General features: G+C 51.0%; 9 protein-coding genes and 1 riboswitch. Of the genes, 2 read left to right on the forward strand and 7 right to left on the reverse strand.

Going from position 1 to position 14,399, the window contains the following annotated elements; translation table 11 throughout:
* Window positions 1-88: 88 nt before the first annotated feature.
* From NUV48_07970 to NUV48_07985, 4 genes are all read right to left on the reverse strand, one after another.
* Window positions 89-1,534 carry a TrkH family potassium uptake protein gene (locus NUV48_07970; protein MCR4442076.1) on the reverse strand — a complete coding sequence of 482 codons (1,446 nt, stop codon included), beginning with the start codon at window positions 1,532-1,534 and terminating at the stop codon, window positions 89-91.
* Between the two features lie 25 nt (window positions 1,535-1,559).
* Window positions 1,560-2,903, reverse strand: coding sequence for a Trk system potassium transporter TrkA (gene trkA / locus NUV48_07975; protein ID MCR4442077.1), 1,344 nt, complete (start codon window positions 2,901-2,903; stop codon window positions 1,560-1,562).
* A gap of 132 nt (window positions 2,904-3,035) precedes the next feature.
* Window positions 3,036-3,920, reverse strand: a complete 885-nt coding sequence (locus NUV48_07980; GenBank protein MCR4442078.1) for a DMT family transporter — start codon at window positions 3,918-3,920, stop codon at window positions 3,036-3,038.
* 134 nt (window positions 3,921-4,054) lie between these two features.
* On the reverse strand, window positions 4,055-5,833 hold the full coding sequence (locus tag NUV48_07985; protein MCR4442079.1) for a PAS domain S-box protein: 1,779 nt from the start codon (window positions 5,831-5,833) through the stop codon (window positions 4,055-4,057).
* 279 nt (window positions 5,834-6,112) lie between these two features.
* Here NUV48_07985 and NUV48_07990 point away from each other — a divergent pair, with 279 nt between their 5' ends.
* Window positions 6,113-6,742 (forward strand): GNAT family N-acetyltransferase, encoded by a 630-nt coding sequence (locus NUV48_07990; GenBank protein MCR4442080.1) that lies wholly within the window; start codon window positions 6,113-6,115, stop codon window positions 6,740-6,742.
* Window positions 6,743-6,796: 54 nt separating this feature from the next.
* On the opposite strand, the gene NUV48_07995 is transcribed toward NUV48_07990, so the two are convergent.
* Entirely contained in the window at window positions 6,797-8,038 is a 1,242-nt protein-coding gene (locus tag NUV48_07995; protein ID MCR4442081.1) for a glycosyltransferase, read from the reverse strand.
* 112 nt (window positions 8,039-8,150) lie between these two features.
* On the opposite strand from NUV48_07995, the gene treZ reads away from it, so the two are divergent.
* Window positions 8,151-9,947 (forward strand): malto-oligosyltrehalose trehalohydrolase, encoded by a 1,797-nt coding sequence (treZ, locus tag NUV48_08000; GenBank protein MCR4442082.1) that lies wholly within the window; start codon window positions 8,151-8,153, stop codon window positions 9,945-9,947.
* Here treZ and NUV48_08005 read toward each other — a convergent pair.
* Together NUV48_08005 and NUV48_08010 are read right to left on the reverse strand one after the other, a co-directional pair.
* Complete coding sequence (locus NUV48_08005) at window positions 9,928-11,757, reverse strand: glycoside hydrolase (protein ID MCR4442083.1); 1,830 nt, start codon at window positions 11,755-11,757, stop codon at window positions 9,928-9,930. The two genes, treZ and NUV48_08005, sit on opposite strands and share 20 nt — an antisense overlap.
* 92 nt (window positions 11,758-11,849) lie before the next feature.
* Complete coding sequence (locus NUV48_08010) at window positions 11,850-14,090, reverse strand: alpha-amylase family glycosyl hydrolase (protein MCR4442084.1); 2,241 nt, start codon at window positions 14,088-14,090, stop codon at window positions 11,850-11,852.
* Between the two features lie 154 nt (window positions 14,091-14,244).
* Window positions 14,245-14,356: riboswitch (TPP riboswitch) on the forward strand.
* Window positions 14,357-14,399: the final 43 nt, after the last annotated feature.

A 14,399-nucleotide genomic window follows, 5' to 3' on the forward strand; every position in this document is an offset into this window, starting at 1 on the left:
GCGTTCCTTTCAACGCTTGTGCTGTTTGGCCCCCTGAACATAGCAATTAGCTCGTATTATAGTATTGGCCGTTCCGGCCCTTTCTATCCTATTTTTTCCAAAAAGAGGGCAAAAATATCACCAGGACGGTGTAGAGTTCCAACCTTCCCAACAGCATGAGAAAAGCGAGATAAAATTTGCCGGGGAGGGGAACAAAGCTGTAGTTGCAGGCCGGTCCCACGCTGCCCAAACCCGGGCCCACATTGCCCAGGGTGGCCGCGACGGAAGTAAAGGCGCTGACCAGATCCAGCCCCAGGGCAGCCATCAGTACCGTGCTTATCCCGGTAATCGCCATATATATAAAGAAAAACTGCAGCACATTGATCAGCACTTCGTTGTGGATCGACTTCCCGTCGATTTTGGCGGTGAGTATCGCGCGGGGATGCATGGCCTTCTGCAGTTCGAGGCGGCACTGCTTAAGCAAGAAAAGAATGCGGCCGACCTTGATCGAACCCCCCGTCGAACCGGAGCACCCGCCTATAAACATTAAGATCACGAGCAAAGCCTTGCCGAAAGGCGGCCAGCTGCCAAAATCCGCAGTCGCGTATCCCGTGGTTGTCATGATGGAAACGACCTGGAAAGCGGCCTGGCGGAGCGATGCCTCAACAGGCTGGTCAAAAGCGGCTGTAAGGTGGCCGGTGACCGCGATTACCGAAACGAGAACCAGCAAGGCGTACAGTTTGAACTCGCTGTTTTTCCAAAAACTTCTGAGGCTCCTTTTCTGGAAGGCGTGGAAATGCAAGGCGAAGTTGGCGCCGGCCAAAAACATGAACAGGATGATGACCCAGTGAACAAGGGGGTTGGTATAGTACCCGATGCTGGCGTTCTTGGTGGAAAACCCGCCGGTGGCCAGTGTCCCGAAGGTATGGCACAGAGCGTCAAAAAGAGGCATGCCCAGCAGCTTGAGAAGTACTGTTTCCGCCGCGGTAAAAACCAGGTAGGTATACCAGAGAACTTTGGCCGTCTCGCTGATCCGGGGTTTTATTTTCTCGGCCACGGGTCCCGGCGATTCGGCCTTGAACATTTGCAAGCCGCCCACGCCCAGCGACGAAAGGAGGGCTAAAAACAAGACGATGATCCCCATCCCGCCCAGCCAGTGGGTCAGGCTCCGCCAAAACAGCACGCCGTGCGGCAGGGCCTCGATATCGGTTATCACGCTTGCCCCGGTGGTGGTGAACCCGGACATCGTCTCAAAAAAGGCGTCGCCAAAGGAAGTGAACGTGCCGGAAAGAAGATAGGGGACAGCGCCGAAAAGCGAGGCCGTAAGCCAGCTGAGTGAAACAACGGCAAAGGCTTCCCTGTTTTGAAAACTCCCCTTAAAGCCGGTCGCCCGGAAAGCGATAAGCCCGGTAAGAAAGGTAACCGCACCCGGCAGCAAAAAGGCGGGCCAGTCATGGTCGCCGTAGTAAAGAGACCAACAAAGCGGCAAGAACATCGAACCGCCTATGAGCATCAAAATCGCGCCCAAAGCTGCAATTATCATCCCGTAGTTCATAATTTTTCCCCTTTATGCCACAAATTTATGCCACAAAGTAATCCATCACCTGGGACGTAGATTTCGGCAAAGCGAACACGGTGACCACGTCTCCGGGCAAGAGGGAGTCGTCGCCCTTCGGGATTATTACCTGGCTGCTGCGGTAAATGGAGCCGACGATGGACCCGGCCGGGAAATTCAGGTCCTTCAGTTTTTTATTGGCCACTTTTGATTCCGGCGCCACGATAAACTCCATCATTTCAGCGCTTTCATTGCTTAACAGCGTTACGGAAACGACGTTGCTCCCCCTGTTGATAAAACGCAGGATGGCATTGGCGGTGAGGGTGCGCGGGCTTATGCCCACATCAATCCCCACGCTTTCCATGAGTCCGATGTAATCGGAACGGCGAACCTGGGCAACCGTTTTCTTGGCTCCCAGGTGTTTGACGATAAGGCTGACCAGCAGGTTCAGCTTGTCGTCATCGGTCAGGCAGACAAAGACATCGGCGTCTCCCGCTCCCTCCGCTTTGAGCAGGTCAATATCGGTGGCGTCGCCGTGCAACACCAGGGTGCTGTTAAGCGCGTTGGAGAGATCCAGGCAGCGTTTATACTCTTTCTCGATTATTTTGACGTGGTATTTTCTTTCTTCCAGGATCCTGGCAAGGTGGTAGCCGGTGAACCCGCCTCCAAGGATCATCACGCGTTCGGCCCTTTTGCGTTCGCTTCCGAGCATCCTTTCAATCCTCATCATATCTTTGGTCCTGGCCAGGATGAAGATGATATCGTGGGGAAGAATCTGGTCGTTGCCTCGCGGGATCAGCATCTCGCCTTTCCGGAAAACGGCCACGATGATAAACGGGTAAGGTATTTCCAAATCCTTCAGGTACATGCCGGCCACCTGGGCCTCCGGGGTGATTTTCAGTTCCAGCAGCTGGATGTTGCCGTCGCTGAAATAGACGACATCGAGGGCCTCCGGCACATCAATCAGTTTGGCGATTTCCTTGGCGGTTACCAGCTCCGGGTTGATAACCAGGTCGATGCCCGTAAAAACCCCTTTTTTCATGCCGTTGCTGTCCTGGAGGTACTCCGGGTTGCGCACGCGGGCGACGGTCTTGCCCACGCCAAAGTTCTTGGCCAGCATGCAGGCAACCATGTTCACTTCGTCAACTTCCGTAACCGCCGCCAGCAAGTCCGCCTCTTTGACGCCCGCCTCCTGCAGGGTCGCCGCGCTGGCGCCATTGCCGGTTATAACCTGGATGTCCAGGTTATCCTGCAAAACCCTGGCCCTTTCTTCATCCTTTTCGATGATCACCACGTCATGCTCCTGCTGGGCCAGAAGTTTCGCTATGTTAAAACCTATTTTGCCGGCCCCGATAATGATCACGCGCATATTCTTTTATTTCCTCCCCGGTTGTGTAATGTTAACCAGTGAAATGTTTTTATCTTAAAATTGGTTTTATTATAAACCTAAAAAATAAGATAATAAATAGCAAACAGCAGAATGCTGTATTTAAAAATGAAATCAGCCTGCCGGGCCCTCCTTTGCCGGGGCGGGCTGGAGAATGACGATCCCCAGCAGGATTAAAACGCCCCCCAGCAGCTGGAGCATCGTGAGGACTTCTTCAAAAACGACCCTGGCCATCACTACGGTAGCCAGCGGCTCGACCGTGCTGATGATGCTGGTCTTTGAAGGTCCGATCCATTTTATGCCCAGCCAGAAGCAGCCTACAGCCAGTACCGTGGAGAAGATGATCATGCCGCCGATGGAATACCAGGCCAGCGCCGCAAAATCGAACGATAGGGCTCCGGTTAAAAGACCTGTCAGGCCGTAAACAAGAGCGCCTCCCGCCATGACGTACGTGGTGGCCTTCACCGGTTCCAGCGGCTCAATAACACGGCTCCCGGCGACAATATAAACCGTGTACACGCAGGCCGCTCCTACGGCGCATAAAACGCCAATCAGGTCAGCCTTTTGAAAAGATGCTCCCAGCACAAAAACCATGCCGGTAAAAGTGGTTAGCAGGGCAAGCCCCTTTTGCGCATTCATTTTTTCCATTTTGAGCAATACAGTGACCGCCGACACTAAAGAGGGGTACAAATACAGGAGCATGCCGGCAAGCGAGGCTGGTATGCGGGAAACCGCCAGCAGGAAAAAGGCCGACATGCTCCCGTAACCCGCCCCGCCCAAGAGCAGCAGTTTAAGAACGGTAACCCGGTCATAGCAATCGCTTTTTCCCTTGATCAGGTTATAAAGCCAAAAAAGCAGGGCGGCGCCGCTAAAACGCAAAAAAAGAACGGATGGAACATTCGCGCCGCCCGCATAGGCAAATTTGGCTAAGATTGCCAGGGTCGCAAAAGCAACCCCCGAAATAAAAGATACTATGGTTCCCAATTCCTGCTTTCTCATTTGACGTCAGCCCGTTTCCAATGGCGCCAAAAAACAGCCCGCCGTGTGTTGTATGCTGTATAATTATAGCTCAGCAGCGGCAATACGTAAATAAGGCTTATGACAGGCAGTCGCTGGCCAAATGAAGCCTACAGTTATTCAGGAGTCTTGGCCTCGCGTATCTCTTCCAGTACGGGCAGCCCCGGGCTGAAGATTACGTAAAAAGTGGTCCCTTCGTTTCCGGTCTCAACCCTGATGCTCGCCCTGTGCCTTCCGGCGATGCTGTAGCATTTGGCCAGGCCCAGCCCTGAACCCTTTTCTTTTGTTGTAAAAAAGGGGGTGCCCATCCTCTCCAGCACCTCGTCGGGAATCGCCGGGCCCTCGTCCTGAACCGCCAGGACAACATCTTCTCCTTGCACATAGGTTTTTAGGGTTAATGTCCCTCCCTCGGTCATGGCTTCCAGCCCGTTGCGGCAGAGGTGAAGAACAAGGGTGCGAATTTCGCCGCTGTCCATAAGCAGGTCGGGAACAGCATCGATCTGCAGCGTTACCTTTTTGTTTGTTTCCGCGGCATAAGCTTGTATCAAGGGATAAATGTCCTTGATGATGGTGCCGAGGTTCTGGTTTTTTATATTGCTGGCGGTGGTCCGGCCAAACGTCAGGAAGTCTTCCAGGATGTATTTGATGCGGTTGAATTCAGCCAGGATGATGTCAACATACTCCTTATTACGGCCCAGTTCGGTCTTTTTGGCGATCACCTGAAGGAGACCGGATATTGTGGTCATGGGATTCCTGATCTCATGGGCTATACCAGCGGCCATCTCGGCTGTCAGCTTGAGCCGATCTCTCCGGGCTGCTTCTTTTTCCGCTTTTTTTTGTTCGGTTATGTCATTTACGACGACCAGGAAGTAGTACTTGCCCTCCACGCTGACGGCTTCCCCGGAAACCAGTCCAGAACGTTTCTCCCCGGTTTTTGTGTAATAGGTTATTTCCTGGTTCCTGAGCAGCCCTTTTTCTTTTATGGCCCTGAAAAGGGCGTGTGACTGCTCCGCCTGCCTGAAGATGCCAATTTCCGGCAGCGGCCTGTCTATGACCCGGTCTTTGTCCAGCCCGAGCGTATTGATAAATTTTTCGTTAATGTCGATAACCGTCATTTCAGGTAACGATATTAGGGCGGTTAAAAAAGGGCTGGCCCTGAAGGACCGCTCTTTTAATTTCAAGGCCGCTTCTGAAACCTTCCACGACGTAATGTCGTGATAATAAAGGATTACCCCCTCGCCGGAAGGGCGCACTTTTACCTCAAACCAGCGGTTGCGGGTGGGATGAAAGGTCTCAAAATCCCGCGGGGCTTTTTCTTTTACTATCGTGCGAAATTCTTTATACAGCACCGAATTGATGGTCTGGGGGATAATGTCCCATATTTTTTTGCCTTTGGCGTCTTTTTCGTCCCTGGCGGCAAGTTCCTGGGCCTTCTGGTTCAAATAGGTGATGCTTCCTTCGCTGTCCAGAACAAAAAACGCCTCGGGGACACCGTCTAGTGTTTCATACGCTTGTTTCGCCAGTCCAAGGATTTTTTTCTCGGTCTCTTTTTGCTTTGTAATATCGCGCACAAGCGCATAGATCAATTCTTCTCCCAGGACGGGAACAACTGTCCAGGACAGCCACCTGTAGGAGTTGTTGCCGCAAAAGTAGCGGTGCTCGTAATTCCCAGGCTGCAGCATGTTCCTCCTGGAGAAAACCTTCCTGTCGTCGGGATGAAGAAGCTCAAAAACCGGCTTTTCCTTCAACTCGGAAAGCGAATAACCCAGCACCTTTTCGACGGCCTGGTTAGCCTCAAGGAGGTAACCGTTATAATCAAGCACACAGATCATTTCCGGGCAGGACGAAAAAAAATTAGAAAAATCGTAGTTAATAACTGACTGTGGCCTTTGCATGTATTATCTCAGCCCTTCATTCCACGTTTATACTATGTCTTTATTTTTCGCTAAAAAGCCCTATTTTCCTTTAGAATTTTGTCGAGGAAAAGCAAAAAATGAAAAAGTATATCTAATCTTTATACATATAAATATTTTGTGGAAAAACGGGGCGGTCGGGATATAAAAAAAGTTACAACCTTATATAAAATTTTAAGTTGTTTATAATGAAATTATCGTATATAATTAATGCGTAAAGGTGTTCTGTACCCCTCAGCCCGGCGATAAGGAGGGATTAATATGATCCGTAAAGCTACCGTCAGGGACCTTGACGGCATCCTATCCATCATGAAAAGCGTAGGAAACAGGTACAAGGACCCTGAGCAGGGATTTTTAATGGGAGACTACACGCTGCACGAAAAAAAGCACAGGCAAAAGTATGCCTGTGATCTCAAGAAACTTGCGTATGCCTATGTCTATGAAGAAAACCAAAAGGTGAAAGCATTTTTGATGGCTTACAAAAAGAGTGAATGGCTAAATGAAGTACCCGGTTGGATAGATGAAATTATCTGGAGACCGGGATTCAACAGCTCTTTCCTGGACAATTTCGTCCTGATCAACCAGACAGCCATGTACCCCGAACTTACCGGGCACGGCATCGGAAGCATGCTCTACGAAAACCTTATACAGGATCTGGTCGCGGACGGCGTGAAAAACATTTTTGCGGAAACCATTATCGCGCCGGTCCCCAATTTCGCTTCCCTGAATTTCCGGATAAAGCAAAAATATGAGCTGGCCGGCATTCGTTATGAGGAATACGCCGGTGTTATTCACACCACGCTGGTTTACCACAAACCCGTTTTCGACCAGGAAAAAATCGTGCCGTTTACCCATGTCCATCCCAGGCCGGCTGCGCGCAAGGAGGCATGAAGGCAACGAAAAAGTCCACTTCCAGCAGAATAAATACCTCTCTTTGTGGATTAATCAGGAATCGTTAAGCCGGTCAAACAGTTTCAGGTAGTTGAGGATGTTCGTTGTTATGAGGAAGTTCTTGCGAACCTTCTCGCGCCCTTCCTCTCCCATCTTTTCGGCCAGGTTCGGGTTCCTGAGCAGGGTAAGAACCCTCTCGGCGCACTCTTCCACCGTTTCAACCAGGTAGCCGTTCTCGCCGTCGTCAATCTGGAGCTTAATACCTCCCGCATTCCCGCCGATAACCGGCTTTTTTTTCCACATCCCCTCGGCTACTGTAAGCCCGAAGCCTTCGCGAATTGATTTCTGCACGATGATTTTCGCGGCCGTCTGAAAGGCGTTAACCTCCCGGTTAGAGACGCCGTTAAAGTTGGTAACGATATCTATGTCATAGTCTTCTCCAGCCCTGCGAAGCGTGCGGTAGAGATACTCCCATCCCTCCGGATCATCCGAGGCCATGGAGCCTACCAGCGCCAGCTGGACGCTGGGGTATTCTTTTTTCACTATTTTGTAGACATCTATTACGCCCAGGGGGTCCTTCCAGGGGTCAAACCGGGATACCTGGACAATCAAAGGCCTGTTAGCATCCACACCGAAACTGCTGATGATGCCGCTGGCTTCCTCTTCTTCCAGCGGTATATTTTTGGGGCTGAGGGGATCAATGGACGGGGTGATAAAGGTCAGGTTATTGAGCTGCGCTCCTTCCTTGGCAAAATCAGGCATTGTAAAAACACAGGCATCATAGCGGCTTACAAACTGGTATAAAAAATCCCAGTACTCATGGTTGGGAGCGGAAGTATCAATGTGACAGCGCCATATCCACCTGGCCCGGTCATTGGCGGTGCGAAAATTGATAAGCGGTGCAGGCTGGGGGTCATGCACTACGATGAAATCGTAATCCCACTTAGCCATTGCTGCGGCATTAAGCTCATTATATTTATAATAAATGTCCCTGGCCCAGGAAGGCAGTTCCCCCTCTTTTCCCTGAAGGCAGTTGTGAAAGTCCTTGGTTACGGCATAAAACTCCTGGGTTCCTTTAAGCACCCACCAGTCGACATGAAGGCCCATATCCCTGGCCAGGGGTACAAAAGAGTGGAGTATTTCGGCCACACCCCCTCCGAAAGCCGTTGAGTTGACCATGCATACCTTTTTATCTTTAAACCTGTCAAGGTAATAAGTCAGTTCTATTTCGCTGTCCCTGTCCAGGAACGGGAGGTAATCCAGGTATTTTTTGGTTCCTGTTTGCACAAGTTCCATTCGGCAAACCCCTTCCGCATTAATTTAATTGATTAATAATTCACCATGAAAACAATACTATTTATAAACTGGTTATAAACCGGACTTTTTTAACATCGGGGAATGATTGGCCATGCCGGAAATGGGGGCGGAAATTGTCGATCTTGAAAAAAGGAAAGTGAGGTTCAGGGTGTTCGCCTTGGCTAAAAAGGGGGTTAGCGTTATTGTCAGGTCCGGCCGCCTGGAAAAGGAATTCCCTCTCTTTCAGGAAAGCCTCAATGTCTACAGCCGGGAAATCACGGGTCTGGCCCCGGATTCTCTTTACAAATTCCGTCTTGACGGGGAGAAGACATACCCCGACCCCTATTCACAATACCAGCCCTTTGGGGTACACGGCTGGTCACAGCTCGTCGACCACAGTTCCTACCGCTGGCACGACGCGGACTGGAAAGGCCGAAAACTGGAAGAATTAATTATCATGGAAATCCATACGGGAACCTTCACGCCAGGCGGTACTTTCCGGGAGGCGGCGGAGAAAATCGAATATCTTGTTGAACTTGGCATAACGGCCGTGGAAATCATGCCGGTAACCCAGACCCCGGGCAGGTGGAACTGGGGTTATGACGGTGTAAACCTCTTTTCCGTAAATCACAACTACGGCCGGCCGGATGACCTCAAATATTTTATTGACACCTGCCATGCGCATCATCTTTCCGTAATCCTGGACGTGGTTTACAATCACTTCGGACCCGAGGGAAATTACCTTTACGCGTTCGGCCCGTATTTTACAAACAAGCACCAGACTCCCTGGGGTGCGGCTGTGAATTTCGACGACGATTACAGTGAGTTTACGCGAAAAATGGTGCTGGAAAACGTGCGTTTCTGGCTGGAAACATATCATTTCGACGGGCTGCGCCTCGATGCCGTTCACGCCATTGTGGATAACAGCCGCGTGCATATCCTCCAGGAAATCAGTGCCGCCGTGCATAAACTGGCCGCCAGGCTTAAAAAAAATTTATTTGTTATCGGTGAAAGCGATGAAAACAATGTCAGGCTGATCACCCCGCTTGAAGCTGGCGGCTGCGGCCTGGACGCTCAATGGCTTGATGATTTTCACCATGTAGTCCATACTGCGCTGACGGGGGAAAAGAAGGGTTATTACATGGATTACGGCAGGTTTACAGATTTCCAAAAGGTTTTCAAAAATTACCTGTATACAGGCGAGTACTCCCGTTACTGGCAAAAAAACCGCGGAACCGATGCTTCGGACCGTCCCGGCAAGCAGTTTGTGGCCGCCATCCAGAACCACGACCAGGTGGGTAACAGGGTGTGCGGCGACCGCCTGTCAACACTGGTTGATTTTCCATACCTGAAAGCGGCGGCCGGAATGCTGTTTTTTTCCGCCTACCTGCCGCTTCTTTTTATGGGTGAAGAGTATGGTGAAACCAGGCCTTTCTTGTTCTTTACCGACTACCAGGACCCGCAGTTGAAAAAGGCCGTGTCCCGGGGCCGACGAGAAGAATTCAGGCATTTCGATTGGACGGACGTTCCCGACCCCCAGGACCCCGAATCCTTTTACCGGTCAAAACTGACCGGCAGGGACTGCTGGAACGAGCAAAACAGGTATCTTTTCAATTATTACCGGGACCTGATCAGGCTCAGAACATCTCACCCCGTCCTGAAATCGCTTGATAAAAAAAGGCTCTGCGTGGAAGTCTTCCCCGCCAAGCGGGTTGTCAGTATAAAACGATGGAATGACGGCACCGTTCTGACCGCCTTGTTCAACCTGGGTCCGGAAGATACAGAGTTCGCAGTCACAGAGGGAAAACTGATTTTTAATTCGGAATGGGGCATCTACGGCGGAAAGGCGGCGGAGGCAGGCGGTGTTTTGTTAAAAGGACAGGTGGTTGTTATCGAATCAACGCCTTGACCGTCACCCCCCGGAAATAGTTTTCCGCTTCGCTCTCATTCATGCCGTCTATCCTTTCCAGCATCGCCGGAAAAAGCGGTGGATAAAGCTTATACAGGTAATGGTACATCCTGTTTACCAGGTATTCGCCATCCGGCACCATTGACCAGATGCGCTGGATGTGATCCGTGGCCATGTAGACAGCCTGGGAGTATTCCTGCATAAGAATGAGAAAACGGGATATATCGGGCAGGCCGCTTTGATTCAGCTCAAAGAGCGCTTTTGCCCTGTCTTTCGCTTTATTCTTCCATTCCTCCACGCTGTCGAAGACGGTTTTCACACCGGATAAATCAAGACCTTTTTCTCTTTTGTATTCCTCAATACCGTACTTGAGGTAATTGACACGGTTTTCGATAAACACTTCCAGGGTCTCACAAAGCCCCACAAAAAGACGATGGTCCATTTTTCCCGTTCTGCGCATCAAAACCATGGCCAGAGGGTGCTCTTCCAGTTTTTGCAGGAGCAAGGAGCAAAGCAGGTACCCCAGCAGGCAAGGCCTTTTCTGTCTCCCTTCCGTGGGACGCCAGCCCCAGTTGCAGGCCCTTTTCATAAGCCTGTGGTACAAGACGGCCCGTGTATCGGGACTTTCGCTGTTCAGTTCGTACTCCGTTTCGCCAAGCCTGCCCACGTCCGCGGGAACGTTTACGGTTATGCCGAACATGTCAAGCAGGTTGTCAAAAACCCCGCAGTAGTATTTGCCGTTTTCCCAAAAAATGTGAGGCCGCTCGTATATTCCCGTTCTTTTTACATCGTAAGGGCCAACCCCGCTTACTCCCAGGGGAGGATAATGCCCATCCGCCCTCAGGACCACCCTGATTTCCGGAGCCCAGCTGATTTTATCAAAATGGAGCACAGGCAGTTTTTCCAATCCATAGTTACTCAAAACCCCGTCAATATAGGCATCCGGCGTGACAAAATGAATCCTGTATTTATTCTTGCTTGTCTCAAGGATTTCTTTCCAGGCCTTTTCTATAATCTCCAGGGCAATATCCCCGAAATCCATAAGCTCTAAATCCTGAATGTATAAAAGGAGTCCTCCTTCCGGGACCTTTTCCAGCTCCCGGCACAGCACTTCCTTATAAATTTTTGTTCCTTCCTCGCCGCTGATCGGGTAACTTTCCGGTATACTGGTCAGGTACTCGCTGTCAAAAACCGGGTATTCACCCAAAATGTATCCCTGCGACTTCACCTCATCTCTCTTCATCCTGGTAATGGGACGCCAAATTTCCTGGGAAATGGGGAAATTGCGGGGAAGGGCCAGGATACTGCGCCGGCGGCCTTTAAGCCAGAAAGGCCTGTAAATATAATCTCCCTCTCCCTCTATACTAAAAGACACTTTTTTCTCATTCAGGTGAGGGAAAACGACGTAATCTATATTGGCCGCTTCCACAGCTTCCAGCCTGGCGTAACTCAAGGAGCCTTCCGTCGGGAAAAGCCCTTTGTACCTGGGGTAAGGAACTCCAAGCACTTGATGGAGGTACTGCATGTTCCAGACGATCTCCTGGGTCATTTCTTCCGCGCGAAGAAGAGAGACATGCGTGTGGTGAGCCTGGATATACAACGGGTAAAGCCTTTTCCGCCGGTAGTCTTTCCTCAGGTTTTCGAATGTCTCCGGCATAACATCCTTTACTTGAACAAGCAGCTCGTTTGTATAGTCGACGCACATGGGAGCGTCCAGTATATCCCCCAGCCTGCTGCACTGTGAATAGATGTCGCGTCCTTCTTTCTTTCTTTTTTTTAAGTAGTTTTCATCCTTAAAGCTTTCCTTCATCGGGTTATCCCCGGGCAGGCCGGCTAGAAGTTTTTCCGGGAGGTCCCAGAGAAGTTCATGCGCGTGAAAGGCCAAAATAACATAAACGTTTTTCAGTTAGCATCACCCCTGTAATTGTAGATAAAACCGCTGTAAGGAGGCAGCAGGAATTCGCTGACCATGCCTGTGGATGTTTCGATGAACTCGCTTCCTTCCGCTGCCGCTTCGCTTGGGCTGTCGCCTCTTATGCTGTTGAGATCCGCCAGCTTCGCCCAGCGGCCCGGTGCGCGGACATCGATCTCCACCGGAACATCAACGCCTTCGAAGTTAAGCATAACCAGCAGTTTGCCGGATGAATCGCGCCCGCCGTCGGCTATCCAGCCGGCAACCCTTTTTCCCCCTCCTCTTTTTTCCGGCAGCCAGGGTGCTATTACCCAGGTAAACTTACCCTCGTCTGCGGGATTATACCCGCAAAGCCTCAGGGCCTCGTGTTTTTTCCGCAGGTTTATCAGCCCGCAAGTCCATTGATAAAACTTCCTGCTCGCTTCGGAGTCGTTATCCCATGCCACCTTAATCCTGTTTCTTTCCCTTTCTATGCCGAACTCCTGTCCCATATAAATCATTGGCTGGCCCAGGGATACCATGGTGGTCATCAATCCCAGGCGGGCCTTGCGGTCTTTGATAAGCGGGTCGTTGAGACGCGGGCCGCCTGTCGCCACTTCAAACTGCACGCTGTTCTCGTCATGGCTTTCACAATAGTTGATCACGTTGTTGGTGTGGGCGGCGAAGCTGTCTTTGCTGAAATAGATCATTGTCCCTATGTTCTCCGGGCTGTTGGGAACATTCTCGAATACTCCCTCGCGAAGCAGCGCCTTGACCTTGTCATGAAAAATGTTCGACCACTGGGCGTAACCGTTGTATCCTTCAATGTTCAAGTCCTGCTCGTTGGGCAGGTTTTCGGCAATAAGTATGGCATCCGGTTTGAAACCGGTGTCCTTGATTTCGTGGGCCAGGCGGTGCAGCAGCCGGTGATCGAGAAAATAGCTGTGGGTGGCGTCAAAACGAAAACCGTCGACATGGTATTCCTTGATAAACAGCTTGCAGGAGTCGATAAGCATGTTGTCCACTTCCTCTTTTCCCGTGGCCACCCTGTTGCCCCACATCGTCTCCCCGGCAAAATAAAACCCGCCCCGGCCGGAACCGTCGTCGATCAGGTTCCACAGGGGATTGAAATCATTCGAGGTGTGGTTGAAAACCTGGTCGATTATTACGGCAAGTCCATGCCGGTGAGCCTCGTTGATCATCTCCCGGAAGTCATCCGGCGTCCCAAAGTCTTTTTCCACGGCCATAAAAGTGCAGGGCTCGTAGCCCAGACCGCGCTTTACCGGGACCTCGGAGGTGGGCATCAGGGCCAGCGCCGTTATCCCCAGTCTCTCAAAATAGCCGCTCTTTATGCGCCTGGTGACTCCTTTGAACGTTCCCTGGATTTCTTCCGGTATTTCGGAGTCATTGTCAGTAAAACCGTATACGTTAAGTTCGTAAAGTATTAAATCCTTTACCTCCGGTGTTTTCCATTCCTGGTCGGTCCACTTGAATTTTGTCGGGTCAACAACGACCGAGTTGCGGTTTTTATAATCATCGCTGTACAGCCTGGTGTAGGGATCGGGTACATAACGTTCCGTTTCTGCGCTGCCGCCCTGAAGGTAAAACTTGTATTCTATTTCCCGCCAGCTCCTGTCCGGCCTGATCCTGGCCAGCCAGATGTTGGGCTGGTAATAAAAGCCCCGGTAAAGCTGCATTTCTATGAACTGTTCCTCCCGGGCGGCAGGGTGGCCCGGGCACTGCCAGTCATTGAAGTTGCCGACCAGGTAAACCCTGGCCGCCCGCGGGTGAAAGAAGCCGAACAAGACGGACCCGTCGTTTAAAAGACTGGCGCCCAGCATGGAAGGAATACCAAGCCCTGAGACATCGGTATCGGGGAAATAGAAATTATCCCCGGGTACCAGGTGCTTGATCATCCGGTGGTAATCTTTGACGTTCCCCACCGGGCTGGCCGGCAGAACCTGGTAAACATTGTGCCTGCCGGCCATGGACCATATTTCTTTCCCCATGTGCCGGTGAAAGGTCCTGTTGTGCCGCCCCTCTTCCCAGCGTACTTCTTTCCCTTTACCGTCCTTAAACAAGAAGTTGAAACTGGAGCGGTTGTAAGACAGGTCGAAATATGGGCCGAAATCATCCCGGCCGGCGGACTCCACTTCTCTTTCCAGCGTCGCCCCGTCGCTGACCCATACCCACATGACCGGTTCCAGAAATCCATAACCGTTGTCGTAGTGTATACGCACATCATGCCGCACGCGACAAACACCTCCCCTTTCGTTTTGGTTGCCGCTAAGCCTATTTTTCGTTAATGAAGGCTTTTTATACAGGGCAAATTGTCAGGTTTTACTTGATTTTTCCACCGATACGGGTTAAAATGATTGTATCAACAGCAATAAAATTGAATACGACATCTGCTGCTAGGGGAGCTGGAAAGGCCGGCTGAGATTAAGAACCGCTAAGTTCTTTAACCCTTTAACCTGATCTGGATAATACCAGCGTAGGGAAGTGAGGTGTGCCCATGTCAGAATTTTCTCTGGGATGACGAGGCGCAAGTTTCCCGTGTT

This window comes from Peptococcaceae bacterium, from assembly GCA_024655825.1.
In the GTDB taxonomy this organism is placed as follows: domain Bacteria; phylum Bacillota; class Peptococcia; order DRI-13; family PHAD01; genus JANLFJ01.